Origin of the sequence: Streptomyces sp. Ru73 (assembly GCF_002920575.1) — a bacterium.
GTDB lineage: Bacteria > Actinomycetota > Actinomycetes > Streptomycetales > Streptomycetaceae > Streptomyces.
The window spans coordinates 1-20,821 of record NZ_PQSQ01000062.1; the positions used below are offsets into that span (position 1 = coordinate 1).

General features: G+C 74.5%; 13 protein-coding genes. 10 read left to right on the top strand and 3 right to left on the bottom strand.

What is annotated here, in order from left to right; genetic code table 11:
* The 3 genes from C3486_RS23965 to C3486_RS37425 form a co-directional block, all read left to right on the top strand.
* The coding region (locus C3486_RS23965) for an SUKH-4 family immunity protein (RefSeq protein WP_181138667.1) at positions 1-1,677 on the top strand (1,677 nt) is incomplete at its 5' end.
* Positions 1,678-1,901: 224 nt separating this feature from the next.
* Entirely contained in the window at positions 1,902-2,837 is a 936-nt protein-coding gene (locus C3486_RS23970; RefSeq protein ID WP_103834851.1) for an LCP family protein, read from the top strand.
* Positions 2,838-3,008: 171 nt separating this feature from the next.
* Positions 3,009-4,325 (top strand): cellulose-binding protein, encoded by a 1,317-nt coding sequence (locus C3486_RS37425; protein ID WP_181138668.1) that lies wholly within the window; start codon positions 3,009-3,011, stop codon positions 4,323-4,325.
* A gap of 34 nt (positions 4,326-4,359) precedes the next feature.
* On the opposite strand, the gene C3486_RS23980 is transcribed toward C3486_RS37425, so the two are convergent.
* Positions 4,360-5,892 carry an MFS transporter gene (locus C3486_RS23980; protein ID WP_103834852.1) on the bottom strand — a complete coding sequence of 511 codons (1,533 nt, stop codon included), beginning with the start codon at positions 5,890-5,892 and terminating at the stop codon, positions 4,360-4,362.
* An 838-nt stretch (positions 5,893-6,730) separates the two neighbouring features.
* On the opposite strand from C3486_RS23980, the gene mfd reads away from it, so the two are divergent.
* On the top strand, positions 6,731-10,267 hold the full coding sequence (gene mfd, locus C3486_RS23985; RefSeq protein WP_103834824.1) for a transcription-repair coupling factor: 3,537 nt from the start codon (positions 6,731-6,733) through the stop codon (positions 10,265-10,267).
* A gap of 150 nt (positions 10,268-10,417) precedes the next feature.
* Here mfd and C3486_RS23990 read toward each other — a convergent pair whose 3' ends face one another.
* A complete protein-coding gene (locus C3486_RS23990; RefSeq protein ID WP_103834825.1) occupies positions 10,418-11,884 on the bottom strand; it encodes a DUF2079 domain-containing protein in 1,467 nt (488 codons plus the stop codon).
* 218 nt (positions 11,885-12,102) lie between these two features.
* On the opposite strand from C3486_RS23990, the gene C3486_RS23995 reads away from it, so the two are divergent.
* The gene (locus tag C3486_RS23995) at positions 12,103-12,867 is read left to right on the top strand and encodes an HNH endonuclease family protein (protein WP_103834826.1); all 765 of its coding nucleotides are present in this window, start codon (positions 12,103-12,105) and stop codon (positions 12,865-12,867) included.
* A gap of 53 nt (positions 12,868-12,920) precedes the next feature.
* Here the strand turns inward: C3486_RS23995 and C3486_RS24000 are convergent, their stop codons facing one another.
* A complete protein-coding gene (locus tag C3486_RS24000; RefSeq protein WP_103834827.1) occupies positions 12,921-13,742 on the bottom strand; it encodes a DUF4190 domain-containing protein in 822 nt (273 codons plus the stop codon).
* Positions 13,743-14,011: 269 nt separating this feature from the next.
* On the opposite strand from C3486_RS24000, the gene C3486_RS24005 reads away from it, so the two are divergent.
* From C3486_RS24005 to C3486_RS24025, 5 genes are all read left to right on the top strand, one after another.
* Positions 14,012-16,204, top strand: a complete 2,193-nt coding sequence (locus tag C3486_RS24005; protein ID WP_374936912.1) for an N-6 DNA methylase — start codon at positions 14,012-14,014, stop codon at positions 16,202-16,204.
* 144 nt (positions 16,205-16,348) lie between these two features.
* The gene (locus tag C3486_RS24010; protein ID WP_103834828.1) at positions 16,349-17,026 is read left to right on the top strand and encodes a hypothetical protein; all 678 of its coding nucleotides are present in this window, start codon (positions 16,349-16,351) and stop codon (positions 17,024-17,026) included.
* Positions 17,023-18,870, top strand: coding sequence for a serine/threonine-protein kinase (locus C3486_RS24015; RefSeq protein WP_103834829.1), 1,848 nt, complete (start codon positions 17,023-17,025; stop codon positions 18,868-18,870). Before C3486_RS24010 ends, C3486_RS24015 begins: the two co-directional genes overlap by 4 nt.
* A 198-nt stretch (positions 18,871-19,068) precedes the next feature.
* Entirely contained in the window at positions 19,069-19,698 is a 630-nt protein-coding gene (locus tag C3486_RS24020; protein ID WP_103834830.1) for a SurA N-terminal domain-containing protein, read from the top strand.
* 88 nt (positions 19,699-19,786) lie between these two features.
* Positions 19,787-20,752, top strand: a complete 966-nt coding sequence (locus C3486_RS24025; RefSeq protein ID WP_181138669.1) for a nucleoside triphosphate pyrophosphohydrolase — start codon at positions 19,787-19,789, stop codon at positions 20,750-20,752.
* Positions 20,753-20,821 lie beyond the last annotated feature (69 nt).

A 20,821-nucleotide genomic window follows, 5' to 3' on the forward strand; every position in this document is an offset into this window, starting at 1 on the left:
GGTACGCCTCCGGCTCCGGGTACGCCAGCGCCGCCCGGTGTTCCCGGAGCGGACCGGCCGTCTCCCGCGGAGGTCGCGGACGAGGCGGCCGACAAGGCAGAGGCCCGTCCGGCGGGTCCCGGTACGCCGCCGCCCGCGGCACCCGGTGGCCCGGCGGGCGGCTACGTGCCGACCCAGATGGTGTCCCAGCTGGACCCGAGTGCCGCGGGACCCGAGGGCACGCCGGACACGGCGGACGGCGCGCAGACGCCGCCGCCCGGCGCCCCCGGTGCTCCTGGCGCCCCCGGTGCGCCCGGTGGCGGGGTGCACGCGGCCGCCACGATGCTGGCCGACGGCGCCTCGCTGCCCGGCAACTCCGCCGCTGGCCGGACCGGTGGCGGTGCGCCGCCGCCTCCCGCGCCGCCCGGTACGCCCGGCGCGGCCGGTCCCGGCACGCCTCCGCCGCCGCCCGCCGCCCCCGGTACGCCGCCTCCGGGCGCGCCCGCCGGGCCCGGGGCGCCCGGTGGGGGCGTGCACGCCGCGGCCACGATGCTGGCGAGCCCCGGTACGCCGCCGCCCGGTCCGGGTGCGCCGCCCCCGGGCCCCGGAATGCCGCCGGCCGCGCCCCCCATGGGGCAGCAGCCCGGCGCGCCCATGGGGCAGCCGCCCGTCGGTGGCCCCGCGTACGGCTATCCGCAGGCGCCCGGCGGTCAGCCGACCGTCGGCCCCGGCTACATGGCCGTACTGCGCTACCGCGCGCCGGACGGTTCCGAGCAGCAGATCATCCGGCGTTCGGCGCCGGGCACGCCGCATCCGGAGTGGCAGATCCTGCACGAGCTGCGCGGCCTGAACGTGCCGCCGCAGCAGGTGCTGGAGCTCCACACCGAGCTGGAGTCCTGCGACCTGCCGGGCGGCTACTGCGCCCGGATGATCCGGGAGACCTGGCCGCAGGTGCGGATCAGCCACACCGCCGCGTACGGCCACGACCACGCCTCGCGGCAGCAGGGCGTACGCCATCTGATCGAGCATCAGGGTGAGCTGCACCAGGTGGCGGACGGCCCGGCGCGGCCCGCGCCGGTGCGGGTGCCGCTGCCGCACCCGTCGCAGATCCAGCTCGCGCCGCCGGTGCCGCCGCAGGTGATCGGCCAGGAGCTGGAGCAGGCGTTCGGGCCGCAGGGGGTGTTCCGCTTCGACCAGCGGGCCGTGTCCCGGCAGGGCGTGCCCGACGTGGTGGCGCAGACCCTGGTGTGGGCGGGTGTGCCGGTCGATTTCGGCCCGTTCTTCTGGGGGCAGGCGCAGCCGGGCCGGCCGGTGCCGACGCTGGCGGAGCTGGCCCAGGAGCGGGGCGTGCAGCCGGCTCCGGACGCGGGTTCGTACCTGGTCATGGGCACCGACTTCGGGCGTCAGCTGTGCGTGCAGTACGGCACGGCGCACATCGTGGCGGTGCCGCTGGAGGCGGGGCCCGGCGGGCAGGCGGCGACGCCGCAGTTCGTGAACACCGGGCTGCCCGAGTTCGTGCGCTGCATGGCGATGCTGGGCCGGATGTGGCGGCTGCGGTACGGGCTGAACCCGGAACAGGCGGGCCGCTGGACCACGGACTTCCAGGCGCAGCTGGTGGCGCTGGACCCGCAGGCGCTCGGTTCGCCGGAGAGCTGGTGGTCGGTGCTGCTGGAGCAGATGTGGGACGGCCTGCTGTAGCCGGCGTCCGAGGGCGCCGGCGTGGGGTGATGTCCTCCGTGATGTCCCCCGTACGGCGGTGACGGTGCGTCATACGTGGCGCTCGACCTGCGCGGCGGGCCGGGCGCCACGATCATGCCGGTATGGCCCCACCGTCCTTGCCGCCGCCGAGTTCGCCGACGCTGTACCGGGGCGGGCGCGGGCGGCGGCGCGGTGCGCGACGGTCGTGGCCGCGGCGGATCGCGCTGCTGGTGACGGTGGTGGTGCTGCTCGCCGTGGCGCTGGCGGTCGCGCTGTTCTTCTGGGCGGGCGGACAGCTGCACCAGATGGACGCGCTGAGCGGCTACCCGGGCCGGCCGTCCTCGGGCAAGGGCACGAACTGGCTGCTGGCCGGCTCCGACAGTCGGCGTGATCTGACCCCTGAGCAGCAGCGGAAGCTGCACGTGGGCCGTGATGCCGGGCGCAACACCGATACGGTGCTGCTGCTGCACTACGGGGACAGCGGCCCGTATCTGGTGAGCCTGCCGCGGGACAGCTATGTCGAGGTGCCGGGGCACGGCAGGAACAAGCTGAACGCGGCGTACGGGATCGGCGGCGCGAAGCTGCTCACGCGCACCGTCGAACAGGCGACGGGGCTGCGCGTCGACCACTACGCCGAGCTCGACTTCCTCGGCCTGGTGCGGGTGGTGGACGCGCTGGGCGGGGTCCGGCTGTGCCTGGACGCGCCGCTGAAGGACGAGAAGTCGGGCGCGGACTTCCCGGCGGGCTGCTCGCACATGGACGGCGTGCGGGCGCTGGCGTACGTACGGGCCCGTTACAGCGATCCCCGGGGCGATCTGGGACGCGTGACGCGGCAGCGGGCACTGATGAGCGCGGTGGCCGGGGAGATGCTCGGCCCGGGTGTGCTGCTGAACCCGTTCCGGCTGGTGCCGGCGCTGGACGCGGCGCTGGCCGCGCTGCGGGTGGACGAGCGTGCGGGGGTGGTGGACCTGACGCAGATGGGACTGTCGATGAAGCAGGTGGCGGACGGCTCGGGGAAGGCCGTGACGGTGCCGGTGACCGGCCCCGGCGAGCAGGTGGCCGGGGCGGGCGACGTGCTCGTGTGGGACCGGGAGAAGGCCCGGCGGCTGTTCCGTGCCGTGCGCGCCGACGAGCCGATTCCGACTTCTGCTGAAAAGTGACGCATCCTTGGGCAGGGATAGGTGCGGAGTGTCGCGTTATGGGTGCTTCGGACGGATCAACAAAGATGTGCGCGGACCACGTCATGTCGGAGAGGGGCTTGAGGGATGAGCGCATCGGTGTCGCCTCACGGGTTCGAGGTCGTACGAGGGCGTGGTTACCGTCCGGAGGACGTGGACCGCAGGGTCGAGGGGCTCTCCGTCGACCGCGACTCGTGCTGGGAACGGGCGGCCCGCCTCACCGTGCTGGCCAACGAGATGACGGCCGAGCTGGAGCGGCTGCGCGAGTACCTGGCCCAGATGCCGCCCCAGACGTACGAATCGCTGGGTGAGCAGGCCCGGCTGATCCTGACCACGGCGGAGTCCGAGGCGGAGCGGCTGCGCACGGAGGCGGCCGAGGCCGCCGAACGGCTGGCCGAGGAGACCGCGGAGTACGCGCGGGAGCAGGGTGACGCCGCCGACGCCTTCGCGGTCAAGCTGCACCAGGACACGGAGGACGCCGCGGTGCGCGCCGTGGAGGCGGCGGAGGCCGAGGCCAGGACGATGGTCGCGGAGGCCGCCCAGGAGGCCGAGGATCTGCGCCGGGAGGCGGAGGAGTCGCTGCGCGAGATGCGGCGGCGCACCGCCGAGGTCCTGGAGGAGCAGGAGAAGAGCCTGGCCGACAAGTGGGCGGCGGCCGAGCAGGAGCTGGCCGAGCGCGAGGCGGCCGTGGACCAGCGGATCGCGGCCCTGGAGGAGCGCGGCGAGGCGCGCATCGTGGAGGTGCAGCGGTACTACGCCAAGATGGAGGAGACCGCGCGGGAGATCGACGAGGAGGCCGCGGCCCGTGCCGCCGAGGTGATCGCGCAGGCCGAGGCCGAGGCGACGCGCGTCGAGCGGGCCACCGAGCGGACGCTGCGCGAGCACGAGGAGCGGCGCGAGGAGCTGCGCTCCCACATGGCACACGTGCGCAGCAGCCTGGCCGCCCTCATGGGCAAGGACCCGGACGCGGCCGAGCGGGACGCGGCGGACGCCGGGGACGCGGCGGAGGCGCGGGAATCCGGCCATGCGCACGACGTGGCGGCGGACGGCACGGAGGCCGTGCGCGAGCACACCGAGGAAGCGCGGGACGCCCGCCACGAGGGGGACGCGAACGCCGCGTACGAAGAGGCCGCGAACGCGTCGTACGAAGGGGGCGCGAACGCGTCGTACGAAGCGGGCGTCCACGAGACCCACGAAGGGGCGCCCGACGCCGGGTACGAGGGCCACCGGGACGACGGCCACGAGGCGCGCGGCGGGACGGCGTACGAGGGGCACGAGGCGGCGGCGTACGAAGCTGACGCCTCCGGCGCGGCCGGTGCGGGCGAGTACGCGCGGGCCCGGGAGGCGCGGCACGGCTCCGGGTACGCCGCCGAGGCGTCCGCCGCGCCCGAGGAGGCGCCCGCCAAGCGCGGCGTCGACCCGGACGAGGAGGACACCCTGGAGACCGAGCTGCCGCGCACGGAGGGCTGAGCCGGGGCCCCGGGCCAGGAGGGCGCGGCGTCCGTCAGCCCTTCCGGACGGGCGTGCCCTCCGTCGTGTCCCGCGCGTCCGCGTGCACGGGGAAGCGGCGCGGCGCGAACAGCAGCGCCGCCAGCGCGAGCAGCCCGGCGACGGCGGCCCCGTAGTAGACGTGCTCGACGGTGACGTCCACGGAGCGGCGCAGGTAGTCGGCGGCGCGCTCGGTGAGCGTGCCGGCGTGCTCCAGGGCCCGCGAGACGGCGTCCAGGCCGTCCGGCAGCCCGGCACGGAGGCCGGCGGGCGCGTCGGCCAGCCGCCCGGCGAGGGTGGCGTTGGCGACGGCCCCGAAGAGCGCGGCCCCGACGGACTGGCCGACCTGGCGGCAGAAGAGGATCGAGGCGGTGGCGGTGCCGCGTTCGGCGTACCCGACGGAGGACTGCACGCCGATGATCAGCGGCAGCTGGAACAGCCCGAGGGTGGCGCCCAGCGCGAGCGAGAGCAGGGCCGGCTGCCAGGCGGCGCCGGGGTAGGGCAGCTGCGGGAAGGCCAGCAGCACCAGTGTGGCCGCGCTCATCCCGAGGAGCGCGCAGGTGCGGATGCCGAAGCGGTTGTAGACGTGGCTGCTGAGCGCTGCGGCGATCGGCCAGCTCAGCGTCATCGTGGACAGCACGAAGCCGGCCGCGATCGGCCCGAGGCCCAGCACCGCCTGGGCGTAGGTGGGCAGGAAGACGGTCGGGGCGACCATCAGCAGGCCCAGGGCGCCGAGCGCCAGGTTGACCGTGGAGATGGTGCGGCGGCGCCATACCCAGCCGGGGATGATCGGTTCCGCGGCGCGCCGCTCGATCAGTACGGTGACGGCCGCGCACACGGCGCTGGCGCCCAGGAGGAGCAGCGACGGCAGGGACAACCAGGGCCAGGCGACGCCGCCCTGCACGAGTGCGGTCAGCAGCAGCCCGCCCGAGGCGAAGATGGCCAGCGCGCCGGGCCAGTCGATCCGTGGCCGCACCGTACGGGAGCGGCCCGCGGGATCCTCGAGGCCCCGCTTGTCCTCGAAGCCCCGCTTGTCCTCGAAGAAGTGCCGCAGGACGAGCCAGAGGGCGACCGCGCCGACCGGCAGGTTGACGAGAAAGATCCAGCGCCAGTCCGCGTACGCCGCGAGCAGCCCGCCGAGCGCGGGTCCGGCCACGGAGGAGGTCGCCCAGACGGTGGAGAGCCTGGCCTGGATCCGGGGCCGCTCCTTCATCGGGTACAGGTCGGCGGCGATGGTCTGCACGGTGCCCTGCAGCGCGCCGCCGCCGAGGCCCTGGAGCACGCGGAAGGCGATCAGCGAGGCCATGTTCCAGGCGCCCGCGCACAGCAGCGAGCCGGCGAGGAAGACCGCGATGCCGGTGACGAGGACGGGCTTGCGGCCGAAGGTGTCCGAGAGCTTCCCGTAGACCGGCAGGGTGACGGTGACGGCCAGCAGGTAGCCGGAGAAGAGCCAGGAGAAGACCGAGAAGCCGCCGAGGTCGCCGACGATCTGCGGGACGGCGGTGGCGATGATGGTGGAGTCCAGCGCGGCCAGCGCCATGCCGAGCATGAGGGCCGCGACGACCGGACCGCGGCGGGTGACCGTGGCGGGCGCGGGACCGCCGCCCTTCTTGGACGCCGCGCCGCCCTTCTTGGGCCCCGCGCCACCCGCCGCCTCAGGTGCCGCGTCGGCCGCTGCCTCCGGTGCCGCGCCGCTCGACGTCTCCGGTGCCGCGTCCGCCGTCCGCTCCCGGCCCGCCCGCTCGCCGGTCCCGTTCACCGCGCCACCGCCACCGGTCCCGCTCACCGTGCCCCCTCCCAAGTCCGTGTACCGGACACCATTCCACGCCGGCCCGCGTTGCGGAACGGGGCCGCCCACGGACCGGGACGGCCCCGCACGGGCCGCGGTGTCCGAGGGGCGCGGGGACGCACGGGGCCGGAGAGACGCGGACCGGGCCGGGCGGAGAGGAGCGGGGCAGGGCGCACCGGCGCGTGCCGCGGCGGCCGGACGCGGGTCGGGGCGGCCTGGCGCGGGTCGGGGCGGCCTGGCGCGGGCCGGGGCGGCGGCCGGATGCGAGGCGGGGCGGACGAGCGCAGACCGGGGTGGACGAAGCGTCGCAGGCGGGGCACGGACGCGTACCGCGGGCCGGTGCCGCCTGGCTCCGGAGACCGGTGCGGCCGGGCCCCCGGCGATCGGTGCGGCCGGGCCCCGGAGGCCGGTGCCGAGGGGCCCCGGAGGCCGGTACGGCCGGTGGCTGTCGGCGGTCGGGCGTACCCTGGGAAACCCCGGCCCGCTCTCCGCGCACCGGCTGCCGGCGTCACGTACGCCCCGTGCGTCGCGCCCAGCCCGCGGTACTGAAGCGGCCGGTCGTTCGCGTTGTCCGACTCCCTGGGACGGAAGCCTTTTCATGAGCCTGACAGGACTGCTCGACGCCGTCGTACGGGACCCGGCGCTGGCCGAAGCGGTCGAGGCCGCCGTCGACGGGCACCGCCCGCACGTGGACCTGGTCGGCCCGCCGGCCGCCCGCCCCTTCGCCGTCGCCGCGCTCGCCAGGGACGCGGGGCGCCCGGTGCTCGCGGTCACCGCGACCGGCCGGGAGGCCGAGGACCTGGCGGCCGCGCTGCGCTCGCTGCTGCCCGCCGACGGCGTCGTGGAGTACCCCTCCTGGGAGACCCTGCCGCACGAGCGCCTCTCGCCCCGCTCGGACACCGTCGGCCGCCGCCTCGCCGTGCTGCGCCGCCTCACCCACCCCAGCAAGGACGACCCGGCCGCCGGCCCCGTCTCCGTCGTCGTCGCACCCGTCCGCTCCGTCCTCCAGCCGCAGGTCAAGGGGCTGGGCGACCTGGAGCCCGTCGCGCTGCGCACGGGCGACACCGCCGACCTCGGCGACATCGTGGACGGCCTCGCGGCCGCCGCGTATGCCCGCGTCGAACTGGTCGAGAAGCGCGGCGAGTTCGCGGTGCGCGGCGGCATCCTCGACGTCTTCCCGCCCACCGAGGAACACCCGCTGCGGATCGAGTTCTGGGGCGACGACGTCGAGGAGATCCGTTACTTCAAGGTCGCCGACCAGCGCTCCCTGGAGATCGCCGAGCACGGCCTGTGGGCCCCGCCCTGCCGCGAGCTGCTGCTCACCGACTCCGTACGGGAGCGCGCTGCGGCGCTCGCCGAGGACCACCCCGAGCTGGGCGAACTGCTCGGCAAGATCGCCGAGGGCATCGCGGTGGAGGGCATGGAGTCCCTCGCCCCGGTCCTGGTGGACGAGATGGAGCTGCTGCTCGACGTCCTCCCGGCCGGCGCGATGACCGTGGTCTGCGACCCCGAGCGGGTCCGCACCCGCGCCGCCGACCTGGTCGCCACCAGCCAGGAGTTCCTGCAGGCCAGCTGGGCCGCCACGGCCGGCGGCGGGGAAGCCCCCATCGACGTGGGCGCGGCCTCCCTGTGGGGCATCGCCGACGTCCGCGACCGCGCCCGTGAGCTGGGCATGATGTGGTGGTCGGTGTCCCAGTTCGCCGCCGACGAGGCGGGCGAGGACGACGGGGACACCCTCAAGCTGGGCATGCACGCCCCCGAGACGTACAGAGGCGACACCCAGCGCGCGCTCGCCGACACCAAGCAGTGGCTGGCCGACGGCTGGCGCACGGTCTACCTCACCGAGGGCCACGGCCCCGCCTCCCGCACGGTCGAGGTGCTCGGCGGCGAGGGCATCGCAGCGCGCCTGGACCCGGAGCTGACGGAGATCTCGCCGTCCGTCGTGCACGTCTCCTGCGGCTCGATCGACAACGGCTTCATCGATCCGCAGCTGAAGCTCGCCGTCCTCACCGAGACCGACCTCTCGGGCCAGAAGGCGGCCGGCAAGGACGCCACGCGGATGCCGGCCCGCCGCCGCAAGACCATCGACCCGCTCACCCTCGAAGCCGGCGACTACATCGTCCACGAGCAGCACGGCGTGGGCCGGTACATCGAGATGGTGCAGCGCACGGTCCAGGGCGCCACCCGCGAGTACCTCCTCGTGGAGTACGCGCCCGCCAAGCGCGGCCAGCCCGGCGACCGCCTCTACATCCCCACCGACCAGCTGGAGCAGGTCACCAAGTACGTCGGCGGCGAGGCCCCGACGCTGCACCGCCTCGGCGGCGCCGACTGGACCAAGACCAAGGCGCGCGCGAAGAAGGCCGTCAAGGAGATCGCCGCCGACCTGATCAAGCTCTACTCGGCGCGGATGGCGGCCCCCGGCCACGCCTTCGGCCCGGACACCCCCTGGCAGCGCGAGCTGGAGGACGCCTTCCCGTACGCGGAGACGCCCGACCAGCTCACCACCATCGCCGAGGTCAAGGAGGACATGGAGAAGTCGGTCCCGATGGACCGGCTGATCTGCGGCGACGTCGGCTACGGCAAGACCGAGATCGCGGTGCGCGCCGCCTTCAAGGCCGTCCAGGACGGCAAGCAGGTCGCCGTACTGGTGCCGACCACGCTGCTCGTGCAGCAGCACTTCGGCACCTTCACCGAGCGCTACGGCCAGTTCCCCGTGAACGTCCGCGCGCTCTCCCGCTTCCAGACCGAGACCGAGTCCAAGGCCACCCTCGAAGGGCTCAAGGACGGCTCGGTCGACATCGTCATCGGCACCCACCGGCTGTTCTCGTCCGAGACCAAGTTCAAGGACCTGGGCCTGGTCATCGTCGACGAGGAGCAGCGCTTCGGCGTCGAGCACAAGGAGCAGCTGAAGAAGCTCCGCGCCAACGTCGACGTGCTGACCATGTCCGCGACGCCCATTCCCCGTACGCTCGAGATGGCGGTGACCGGCATCCGCGAGATGTCGACCATCACCACCCCGCCCGAGGAGCGGCACCCGGTTCTGACCTTCGTCGGGCCGTACGAGGAGAAGCAGATCGGCGCCGCCATCCGCCGTGAACTGCTCCGCGAGGGCCAGGTCTTCTACATCCACAACCGGGTCGAGTCCATCGACCGCGCGGCCGCCCGGCTGCGCGAGATCGTCCCCGAGGCACGCATCGCCACGGCGCACGGCCAGATGTCGGAGTCCGCGCTGGAGCAGGTCGTGGTCGACTTCTGGGAGAAGAAGTCCGACGTGCTGGTCGCCACGACCATCGTGGAGTCCGGCATCGACATCTCCAACGCCAACACCCTGATCGTCGAGCGCGGCGACAACTTCGGCCTCTCCCAGCTCCACCAGCTGCGCGGCCGCGTCGGCCGTGGCCGGGAGCGCGGGTACGCCTACTTCCTGTACCCGCCGGAGAAGCCGCTCACCGAGACCGCGCACGAGCGCCTGGCCACCATCGCGCAGCACACCGAGATGGGTGCCGGCATGTACGTCGCGATGAAGGACCTGGAGATCCGCGGTGCGGGCAACCTCCTCGGCGGCGAGCAGTCGGGCCACATCGCGGGCGTCGGCTTCGACCTGTACGTCCGCATGGTCGGCGAGGCCGTGGCGGACTACCGCGCCTCGCTGGAGGGCGGCGCTGAGGAGGAGCCGCCGCTGGAGGTGAAGATCGAGCTGCCGGTCGACGCGCACGTCCCGCACGACTACGCGCCCGGCGAGCGGTTGCGCCTCCAGGCCTACCGTGCGATCGCCTCCGCCAGCACCGAGGAGGACATCGCCTCGGTGCGCGAGGAGCTGACCGACCGTTACGGCAAGCTGCCGGAGCCGGTGGAGAACCTGCTGCTCGTCGCGGGCCTGCGGATGCTCGCCCGCGCCTGCGGCGTCACGGACATCACCCTGCAGGGCTCCAACGTCCGCTTCGGCCCGGTCGAGCTGCGCGAGTCCCAGGAGCTGCGCCTGAAGCGGCTCTACCCGCGGTCGGTCATCAAGCCGGCCACCCACCAGGTGCTGGTGCCCCGCCCCGCCACCGGCAAGATCGGCGGCAAGCCCCTGGTCGGCCGCGAATTGCTGTCGTGGGTGGGGGAGTTCCTGACGACGGTGCTGGGGTCGTAGGCCGGGTCAGGGCAGGCTCGGTCAGGCCAGGCCAGGCCAGGCTCGGTCAGGTCAGGTCAGGCCAGGCCGGGCCGGGGCGCCCGCTCCGTGAACGGGGGCGGGCGGGGCTGTCGCGGGTCCGTTGGGGCCGGTAGCCGGCGACCCCGTGCGTCAGTTCTTGGCGGCGCGCTTCAGGAGCGTCAGGCCGCCCGCCTCGCCGTCCGGGACGTACACCGTGCCCGGGTGGCGGGCGGCGGCCTCCGCGACGGCCTGCGAGGTGGTCCGGCCGTCCTGGAGCTGCACCGCGATGTAGTCCGGCGCGATGCCGCGGGTGTCACCTATCCAGTACACCGTCGTACGTCCCGTGAGACGGCTGATGGGCCGTACGTCGGCCTCCACGGTTGCCCCGTCCGGGATGCGGCCGAGCAGCGCGTCGGCCTCCGCGACGGCGGGCGGCGTGCGGTAGGTGTCCGCCTCGGTGAGCCGGGCGAGCGGCAGCGTCGTGGTCAGCGCGAGCGCCGCGGCCAGCGCGGCGGCCGGCAGGTGCGCGGCGTAACTGCGCAGCCAGGGCCGGCGGCTCGCGCGCAGCCTCGGCAGCGCGTCGGTCAGCGCCAGGAAGACCACCGGCATCAGGACGGCGCTGTAGTGCCAGTCGGTGCCCCAGTAGTGGTCGTCGTGCGAGACGAACCGCCAGCCGAGGGTCGGCACGGCGGCGAGCAGCAGCGGTGAACGCATCGCCAGCAGGCCGGTCGTGGGCAGCAGCGTCCACAGCAGCGTGCGGACGGCCGTGTCCACGGGGATGACGGGGGCGGGGCCGCCGTCGCCGCTCAGCTTGTTCCAGTAGTCGTAGGAGCCCGCGCCGTTGAAGGCCGGGATGATCACGCCGAGCGTGAGCGCGGTGGCGGCGAGCCCGAAGAAGACCAGCGCGACGGCCGCCGGCACCAGCCGCCGCGCCCGGATCACCACGATCACGCCGATGGCCGCGGCGGTCACCCCCAGGTCCTCCTTGACCAGGACCAGCGGGGCCGCCCAGCACACCGCAGCGGTCCAGCGCCGGTGCACCACCGCCTCCAGCGAGAAGGCGAGCAGCGGCAGCGCGAACGCGATCTCGTGGAAGTCGAAGTCCACGGCGCGCTGGACGCCCCAGGACAGCCCGTACGCCATGCCGATCGCGAGCCCGGCGCGGCGGCCGAGCAGCCGGCCGGCGCAGCGGGTGACCGGGACGGCGGACAGCGCGAAGAGCGCCGCCTGCGCGACGAGCAGGGTGACGGGGGAGGGGAACAGCCGGTAGAGCGGGGCGAGCAGGACGAGGACGGGGCTGAAGTGGTCGCCGAGGATGTTGGCGCCCGGCCCCTTGAGGTCGGCGACGGGTGCCCGGAGGTGGGCGTAGGCCCGTACGACCTGCTCGAATATCCCGAGGTCCCAGGAGAGCGTGCCCAGGGTGCGGTAGCGCTGCACGGACAGCACGGCGAAGAGGACGAAGAGGGCGGCGGCCGTCCAGTACGGGTCCAGGCGCGGGGAGCGGAGCGCTGCGGCCCGGGACCGGACACGGGCGGCCGGCGCCGCGGTCTCCCGGCCGTCCGCGGTGGCCGTACGGGCGCCGGTGCTCTCCGCCGCGGTTCCTGCGGCCGTGTCCATACCGATCCTTACTCCTCGACTTCCGAAAAGGTACTCGAAACCATCGAAACGGACGGGCCGTCCTACAAGGCGGCCGGGGCGACGTACGGTCGCCTTGATCACCCCGGCCCGGAGCCGCCCGGTCAGGCGGGTGCGGCCCTCGGGCCCGATGGCCGGCCCGGCCGGCCGGGGCGTGCCGCGTCCTGGCCCGCCCGTGCCGTGACTCAACCGAAGATTGGATGTCCCCCTTGATACGGTCCGTGCTTCCCGTGCGCCGTGCCGCGCTCCCCGTGACGGCTCTGGCCGCGACCCTCGCCCTCGCCGGCTGCAACCCGTCGGGCGGCAGTACTCAGGGAGACGGACGGGGCAGCCCGGACGTTCCCCCGGCGACCGGCGAACCGGGCAGCGCGCTCGCGGCGCTCGGCACCCTGCCGGTCAAGGGCCGTGCCCCGAAGACCGGTTATGAGCGGGAACGCTTCGGCACCGCCTGGGCCGACACCGACAGCAATGGCTGTCCGACCCGCGAGGACATCCTCAAGCGCGATCTGACGCGGGTGCGCTTCGAGGACGGCCACTGCAAGGTGGCCTCGGGTGAACTGGCCCGGGACCCGTACACGGGGAAGCGGGTGATGTTCCGGCGCGGCAGCAGCCAGGTGGACATCGACCATGTGGTGGCGCTGTCGGACGCCTGGCAGAAGGGCGCCCAGCAATGGCCGGCCGGCAAGCGGATCGCGCTGGCCAACGATCCGCTGAACCTCATCGCGGTCGACGCCTCCGCCAACCGGCAGAAGAGCGACGGCGACGCGGCCACCTGGCTCCCGGCCGACAAGGGCTACCGCTGCGACTACGTCGCCCACCAGGTCGCGGTGAAGAAGAAGTACGGCCTGTGGGTGACCCGGGCGGAGAAGGCGGCGATGGGCAGGATCCTGAACACCTGCCCGGCCGAGAAGCTGCCCACCGGCGGCAACCCGACGGCGGCGCCGCCCCGCTTCCACGCGAAGTGACGACACGACGGGGCCCGGCCGTGGTGGCCGGGCCCCGGGCGGTGGTGAGCTGACTACAGCTTCAGCTCCCACTGGGACGCCTCGTGGTCCAGACCCGGCGTCACCTCGACGTCCAGCTCCTTCGCGGCCGCGGGGGTGTCGAAGGCGAACTCCACGGTCGCGGTCTTGCCCGGCAGGATCTTGCCGCTGAAGCCCTTGCCGACCGACTCGTCGAATATCTGCTCGGCGTTCTTGCCGTCAGCGCCGGCCCGCGCCTCGACCAGGGTCAGGGTGCTGTCGAACTTCTTGTCGCCCTTGTTCTGCAGCTGCACGGTGACCTTGTAGGCCTTGTTGCTGCCCTTGTGGCCGACGGCGTACTGGCCGACGGCGTACGGCGACGCCTTGGACACGGTCACGCTCAGGCCGGTGTCGTACTCGGCGGTGTCGCCGGCGTGCAGCGCCTCGGTCTCCGAACCGCTCCCGCCGTCCTCGGTGCCGGCCGCGTCCTCGCCCTTCGAGCCGGTCTTCGGCTCCGCCGTGGAGGACTCCAGCGACTTGTTGATGTCGTCCACCGCGCCCTTGACCGCGGTAAAGGTGATCACCGCGCCGATCACCGCCACCACCATCGCGGCGATGCCCAGCAGCACGCCCGCGAGCGCGACGCCCTTGTTGGTGGCCTCACCGCGCTTGGCGCGGCCGCGGCCGACGAGGCCGAAGATCAGGGCCAGCAGGCCGAGGGTGCCGGCGAGCCAGAACAGCAGCGGTATCAGGCCGGACAGGACGCCGATCACGCCGAGCACGAGGGCCGCGACGCCCAGGCCGTTGCGCGCGGCCTGCGGAGCGGGGGCGCCCATCGGGGCCGGCGGGCCGGGCGGGAACTGCATCTGCTGGGACATGGCTGTGGGTCCCTTCCGGGAGTCTCGATCGGTTCTGGCGAAGCGACCTGGTGGAGAAAGAGGAGAAGACGCAAAAGAGAGGCAAAAGCTGAGAAAGGCGAGCAGGTGGCTCGATGGCTCAATAACACCAGAGGCTGTGAACCGAGTCAACACGATTCACGGGAAAGTGTGTATTCACGTCGTGAAGGGGTCGGTGGCGATGTCGTGGGTATGCTCGCTGACACAGGCGACACAGCGCGCGACGGAGCGATCGGACGGGAGCCAGTCAGGTGCCGGAGAACGCAACACCGGAGACCCCGGCGGAGACCCCGCTGGAAGCCGCGGTCGCGGCGGAGGTGACCGCGGCCGGCATCGCACGCCTGGCCGGCGTGGGCCGCGCCGCGGTCAGCAACTGGCGCCGTCGGCACGCCGACTTCCCCAAGCCCGTGGGAGGGACGGAGGCCAGCCCCGCCTTCGCTCTGACCGCCGTCGAGCAGTGGCTGCGCGAGCAGGGCAAGCTCGCCGAGGTCCCGCTGCGCGAGCGGGTCTGGCAGCAGGTCGCCGGGCACCCGGCCGGCGCCGCCACCGCCCTGCGGCACGTCGGCGCCGTGCTCCTCCTCGTCCGCGACCGCCCCGCCGTCTGGCGCGGCCTGGCCCGCGCAAGCGACGACGCCGAGCTGACCGGCCTGCTGCCGCCCGCCCTGGACACCGTCCTCACCGCCCGGCTCGGCCCCGCCCACCCCGTCACCGGCCTCACCCGCGAGGCCCTCGCCCCCTCCAGCGCCCTCGTGCGCGCGGCGGCGGAGCTGGCCGAGGACGCCGAAGGCGCGCCCCAGGCCTACGAATTCCTGCTCGGCCGCCACCTCGACGCCAACTCCCGGCAGTACACCCTCACTCCGCCCGGCCTCGCCGCCCTCATGGCCGAGCTGGCCGGCCCCGCCGCTTCCGTCCTCGACCCGGCCGCCGGCACGGGCACCCTTCTGCACCCCGCGCGCGAGCCGGCCACCGGCGCCGGTACGGACGAAGGGAGCGCACCGCCCGGGACGCGCCCCGCGGACGGCGCCGAGGACCGGGCCCGCCCGGGACCCGCCGCGCTCTACGGGCAGGAGGCCGACGCCGACCTCGCCGCCCTCACCGCGCTCCGCCTCGCCCTGCAAGCACCGCAGGCCCAGGTCCGCGTGCAGGCCGCCGACACCCTGCGCGCCGACGCCTTCCCCGACCTCACGGTCGACGCCGTCCTCACCCACCCGCCGTTCAACGAGCGCAACTGGGGCCACGACTCCCTGGCCTACGACCCCCGCTGGGAGTACGGCTTCCCCGCCCGCACCGAATCGGAGCTGGCCTGGGTCCAGCACGCACTGGCCCGCCTCAAGGCCGGCGGCACGGCCGTCCTGCTCATGCCGCCCGCCGCCGCCTCCCGCCGCTCCGGCCGCCGCATCCGCGCCGACCTGCTCCGCCGCGGCGCCCTGCGGGCCGTCATCGCCCTGCCCGCCGGTGCCGCCCCGCCGTACGGCATCCCGCTCCACCTCTGGGTGCTGCACCGCCCGGGCAGCGCCCCGCCGCCCGCGCCGCATCTCCTCGTCGTCGACACCGCCGAACTGGCCCCCGGCGGCCGGGACAAGCTCGACTGGCAGACCGTGCGCGCCACGGTCCTGGACGCCTGGCGCACCTTCGACCACGAGGGCGGCATCGAGGAACGGCCGGGCGTACGGCGCTCGCTGGCCGCCATCGACCTCCTCGACGACGACGTCGACCTCGCCCCCGCCCGGCACCTCCCGCCGCCCGCGGCGGCCGGCGGCCCCGCCGAACTGGCCCGCGCGCACGAGGAACTGACCGCGGCCCTCGCCCGCACCGCCGAACTCACCCCGGAGCCCGCCCCCGAGGGCCGGACCGCGCCCGCCCGCTGGCCGCTCACCACCGTCGGCGAGCTGGCCAGGGCCGGCGCCCTCCTGCTGCGTGCCGGCGGCCCCGGCACCGCAGCGCCCGGCGAAGGCCCCGTCCAGCTCACCGAGCACGACGTCATCGGCGGCACCCCGCCCTCCGGCACCCTCCCCGAACCGGCCACCGGCGACGCCCCCGAAGAGCCCGTCCTCCTGCGGGCCGGCGACGTCGTCGTACCGGTCCTGGGCGGCGGCGCCATCGCGCGGGTCGTCGACGCCGCCACCGAAGGGGCGGCGCTCGGCCGGAACCTCTTCCTGCTCCGGCCCGACCCGGCCGCGCTGGACCCCTGGTTCCTGGCCGGGTTCCTGCGCGGCACCGCCAACAACCGCCAGGCCAGCAGCTACGCCTCCACCGCCACCCGGCTCGACGTCCGCCGCCTCCAGCTGCCCCGGCTGGCCCCCGCCGAACAGCGCGAGTACGGCGAACGCTTCCGGGCCCTCGCCGCCTTCGAGGAAGCCCTGCGGGAGTCGGCCCGCCTGGGCGAGCGGCTGACACAGGGGCTGTACGACGGCCTGACGGACGGCTCCCTGCCGCCGGGATGAGCCCCGCCCGGGGACCCGGCCCGGGCGGGGCCGCGGTTGTGACCGGACCGCGATGCGGTTCCGTACAACCCCGGAGGCATTGTCAGTGTCGGTATATACGCTCGAAAACAACCGCCATGACGGCCATACCGACCAGGAGCAGCAATGCACGGCCCAGCCCCGGCCCCGCCGCCCCGCCCCCTCCAGCAGGGCACGGCCGTGCTGCTGCGGGTGGTCTTCGTGGCGGTCGCCGTGCTCAGCCTCGGCATGCTCGCCTGGGTCACGCTGCTGCGCGCCGCACTGGTCCACCGCCGGCCGGTGGCCTGGTGGCTCTTCGGGGTGAACGCGGCCCTGACCGTACCGCTGCTGGCCGTCGTCGGTTCGGTACCCGAGAGCGACTGGCGCGGGGACGCCGCACTGGCCCTGATCCTCCTTCAGCTGGTCGGCGCCGTCGCCTACTACCTCGTCATCGACATCCGCGCCCGCACCCGCTCCCTCGCGGCGTACGGCCCCGGACACGCCCGGACCACCCATCCGTTCGGGACCCCGGCGTACGGAGCGCCCGCGTACGGAAGCACCGCGATACCGGGAGCCCCGGCCGGGTACCCGAGTGGTGCGATGTACGAGCAGCAGACGATGCCCAGCGCGCCGGCGAGGCCGTACGCCTCCCCGCAGCCCCCGTACGCACCGCCCGCCCCCGCCCCCGCACCCGCGCCGCCGCAACCGCACCCGCGACCGCAGCGCATCGACCAGGTCCGGGCCGAACTGGACGAACTCAGCGACTACCTCCGCCGGGGCGACGGCCACGGAGGCCGGGCGCCACAGGGGGAGGACGGACGGTGAACGGCAGAGTCATCGCCGGGCGGTACGAACTCTCCGCACTGCTCGGCCAGGGCGGCATGGGACAGGTGTGGATCGCCTACGACCGGCGCCTGGACCGCCGCGTCGGCGTCAAGCTCCTCCGCCCCGACCGGCTGGCCGGCGCCCCGGACGCCGAAGAGCTGCGCCACCGCTTCGCACGCGAATGCCGGGTGACCGCACAGGTCGACCACCCCGGCCTGGTCACCGTGCACGACGCGGGCAGCGACGGCGACGACCTCTACCTGGTCATGCAGTACGTCGAGGGCGCCGACCTGGCCGACCATCTCGCCGAGCACGACCCCTACCCGTGGCCCTGGGCCGTGTGCGTCGCCGCCCAGCTCTGCGCCGTACTGGCATCCGTGCACGCCGTGCCGATCGTGCACCGCGACCTCAAACCGCGGAACGTCATGGTCAAGGCGGACGGCACCGTCACCGTCCTGGACCTCGGCATCGCCTCGGCGCTGGACACCGACACCACCCGCCTCACCCACACCGGCTCGCCCATCGGCAGCCCCGCCTACATGGCCCCCGAGCAGGCCATGGGAGGCACCGTCGGCCCCTACACCGACCTCTACGCGCTCGGCGTGCTGCTGCACGAACTGCTCAGCGGCAGCGTGCCGTTCGCCGGTTCCACCGCGCTGGGCGTGCTGCACCGCCACCTGTACGAACAGCCGGTACCGGTACGGCAGCTGCGGCCCGACGTGCCGGCCGAACTGGAAGCCCTGGTCCTGCGGCTGCTGGCCAAGGACCCCGAACACCGCCCGGCCGACGCGCAGGAGGTCTACCAGGCACTGGCCCCCCTCCTGCCCCGCGCGGGAGCCGGCCGAGAAGACGGCACGGGGGCCGAAGCGGCCGGCGGACTGCCACTGCCCGTGGCGCCCATGGACCCGACCCGCCCCTTCCTCCTGCCGCACGCGCCATGGCCCGGGCGCGCGGCACAGCCGGCCGGCGCCGCCCGGCCCGCGGTCACCGCCGTACCCGTCCCGGCCGCCGGCCCGGACGGCACCCCGGGCGAGGCGTACCTGCTGGCACCACCCGCCTCCACTCCGCCCGCCCCGGCCCCGCTCGCCGCAGCGCAGGCCGCCTCCGCCGCACCCGGCCCCGTACCGCCCGGCGCCGCGCCCCCTCCGCCCGCACCCGGCGTCCCCGTCCCGGTCCCCGTCGTACCGGGCGCAGCGCCGTACCCCGCTGCCGCCACCCCCGCCACCGGCACCGACCCCCGCACACCCGCCCCCGCCGGCGCGCCCGGCGGACCGGACGCCCCCGTCGCCGTGGACGTCGCCGCCGCCGTCGACGAGGTCAAACGGCTGCTGGACCACGGACGCATCACCCGGGCCGTCGACATCCTCGGCGGCATCCTGCCCGCCGCGGCCGCCCGCCACGGCGAGCACTCGCCGGTCGTCCGCACCCTGCGCAAGCAGTACGCCGCCACGCTCATGGACGACGGACAGTACCGCCGGGCACTGCCCGAACTACGCCTGCTGGCGGAGGAGTTCGCCCGCGACCCCGGACCGCACGCGGCCCGCCAGGCCCTGCAGTTCCGCTTCGAGGCCGCCCAGTGCCTGGAAGCGCTGGGCGAGGCGGCGGCCGCCCTGGAGGAGTACCGCACCCTCCTCCCGCACTTCGAAGCCGCCCCCGACGACGCCGTACGCCCCCTGGAAATACGCCGTTCCATCGGCCATCTCCTGCTCGCGCTCGGCGAGCGCGGCGCCGCACAGGAAACGCTCGCCCGGCTGCTGTACGACGCGGAGCGGGTGCACGGGGCACACCACGCCTTCCCCGCCGAGGTGCGCCGCACCCTGGAATGGCTGGCCCGGGTCCGCTGAACCGGCCGGTGCCGCCGGGCCCGTGAACCCGGCGGCACCCGCCCGGCACGGGGCACGAAACACAAAAGTGCCGCAATCGTTGGTCGAATTGCTGGTCCGCGCCGCGCGGACTCCATACCATCGATCAACGCCAGGACTGGGACGCCCGCGAGGTGCCGAACGCCCCGCAGTCGTTCATGATCTTCGCCGGGAGGCCGAATGCTCCGCCGTAGGACTGCGCTCTCCGTTTCCGCCGTCGCCGTCGTGGCGGCCCCGCTCCTGTCCGCGTGCGGCAGCGACGCGCACCCCGGTGCCGCGGCCGTCGTGGGCGGCGAGCGGATCACCGTGGCGCAGCTCCAGTCGCGCGTGAAGAACGTCCGCACCGCCCAGGAGGGCGCCCCGCAGGGTGCACAGATGGTCCAGAACACCGGGCGGCTCAGCGTCACCATGCTCAACAGCATGATCTTCGACAAGGTACTGGCGCGCAGCGCCAAGGACGCGGGCGTCGAGGCCAGCCGCTCCGACGTCCAGAAGTGGCGGGCAACGGCCGAGCAGCGGGCCGGCGGCGCCGAGCGGCTGAAGGCGATGTCGCTCCAGCAGGCCATCGCGCCCAGCGAGATCGACGGCATGGCCCGCAACCAGATCCTCATGGACGGCCTCGCGAAGAAGCTGGGCGTGAACCGCCAGACGCCGCAGGGACAGCAGAAGCTCGCCCAGGCACTGGCCAAGACCTCGCGCGACCTCGGCATCGACGTGAACCCGCGCTTCGGCAAGTGGAACGACAGCCAGGTCATGCTCGGCGAGGCCAAGACGCCGTGGGTGCGTACGGAGCAGAAGCAGCAGACCTGACGGCCGCGCGAGGGCCCGCCCCCTGCGGGTGGGCCCGGCGGTCCGGCCTGGCGGCGCCTCCGTACCGGCGGTGCGTTACGTTCGACGGGTGAACGCTTCCGCCACCGGCCGCCTGGTCCTGCTCACCACCAGCCACCGGGTCGCACCCGGCCTGCTGTCCTGGCCCGCGTGGCAGACGCTGCGCGCCGCCGACCGCGTGCTGTGCGCCGACCCCGACCACCCGCAGCTGCCGTACCTCGCCGAGGCCGGCATCGCCGTCGAGACCGCGGCCGTGCCGAGCGCCCGTGAGCTGGTCGACTACTGCGTCGCTGAGGCCCGTACCGCTGTCGTGCTGACCTCCGCCGAGGGGGAGAGCACGCTGACCGACGGGCTGGCGCGGCTCGCCGGCTCGGGCCGCGAGGCGATGCCGGACCTGGAACTGCTGCCCGGTTCGTACGATCTGCCGGGCGCCCGGCTGCTGGACCTCGTACAGGTCATGGACCAGATCCGCCTCGCCTGCCCGTGGAGCGGCGTCCGCACCCACGAGGACCTGGCGAAGTACGGCCTGGAGGAGATGTACGAGCTGGTCGAGGCCATCGAGGAGGGCGACCGGGAGGCACTGGCCGAGGAGCTCGGCGACGTGCTGCTCCAGGTCGTCTTCCACTCGCGGATCGCGCAGGACGACCCCGACGAGCCGTTCTCCGTCGACGACGTCGCGGGGATCATCGTCGACAAGCTGATCCGCCGGCACCCGCACGTCTTCGGTGACGAGGAGGCCGCGACGCCCGAGGACGTCAGGGCGCACTGGCTGCGGACCAAGGCCGCGGAGAAGCAGCGCGAGTCCGTGACCGAGGGCGTGCCGCTGGGCCAGCCGGCCCTGGCGCTGGCCGCGAAGCTGGCCTCCCGCGCCCGCACCGCCGGTCTGGACGTGCCGATCGCGGGCGAGGGCATCGGGTACGAGCTGCTGGCGCTGGCCGCGCGGGCCCAGGAGGAGGGCACGGACCCGGAGACGGCACTGCGGGCGGCGGCGCGTACGTACCGGGACGCGATCGTGGCGGCGGAGCGGGGGGCTTAGGGGGAGCGGGGGCGAGGCGTTCGCCCCCGCTGTTTCCTGGCAGGGCCCCTCCCTCTCCCCATCCAGCGG

What these genes read in the sequence shown, in the direction of transcription:
- C3486_RS23980 (WP_103834852.1), bottom strand. Translation starts at nt 5,892, where the DNA reads ATGCTCGGCATGGCGCTGGCCGCGCTGGACTCCACCATCATCGCCACC.
- mfd (WP_103834824.1), top strand. Translation starts at nt 6,731, where the DNA reads ATGAGCCTGACAGGACTGCTCGACGCCGTCGTACGGGACCCGGCGCTG.
- C3486_RS23990 (WP_103834825.1), bottom strand. Translation starts at nt 11,884, where the DNA reads ATGGACACGGCCGCAGGAACCGCGGCGGAGAGCACCGGCGCCCGTACG.
- C3486_RS23995 (WP_103834826.1), top strand. Translation starts at nt 12,103, where the DNA reads ATGTCCCCCTTGATACGGTCCGTGCTTCCCGTGCGCCGTGCCGCGCTC.
- C3486_RS24000 (WP_103834827.1), bottom strand. Translation starts at nt 13,742, where the DNA reads ATGTCCCAGCAGATGCAGTTCCCGCCCGGCCCGCCGGCCCCGATGGGC.
- C3486_RS24010 (WP_103834828.1), top strand. Translation starts at nt 16,349, where the DNA reads ATGCACGGCCCAGCCCCGGCCCCGCCGCCCCGCCCCCTCCAGCAGGGC.
- C3486_RS24020 (WP_103834830.1), top strand. Translation starts at nt 19,069, where the DNA reads ATGCTCCGCCGTAGGACTGCGCTCTCCGTTTCCGCCGTCGCCGTCGTG.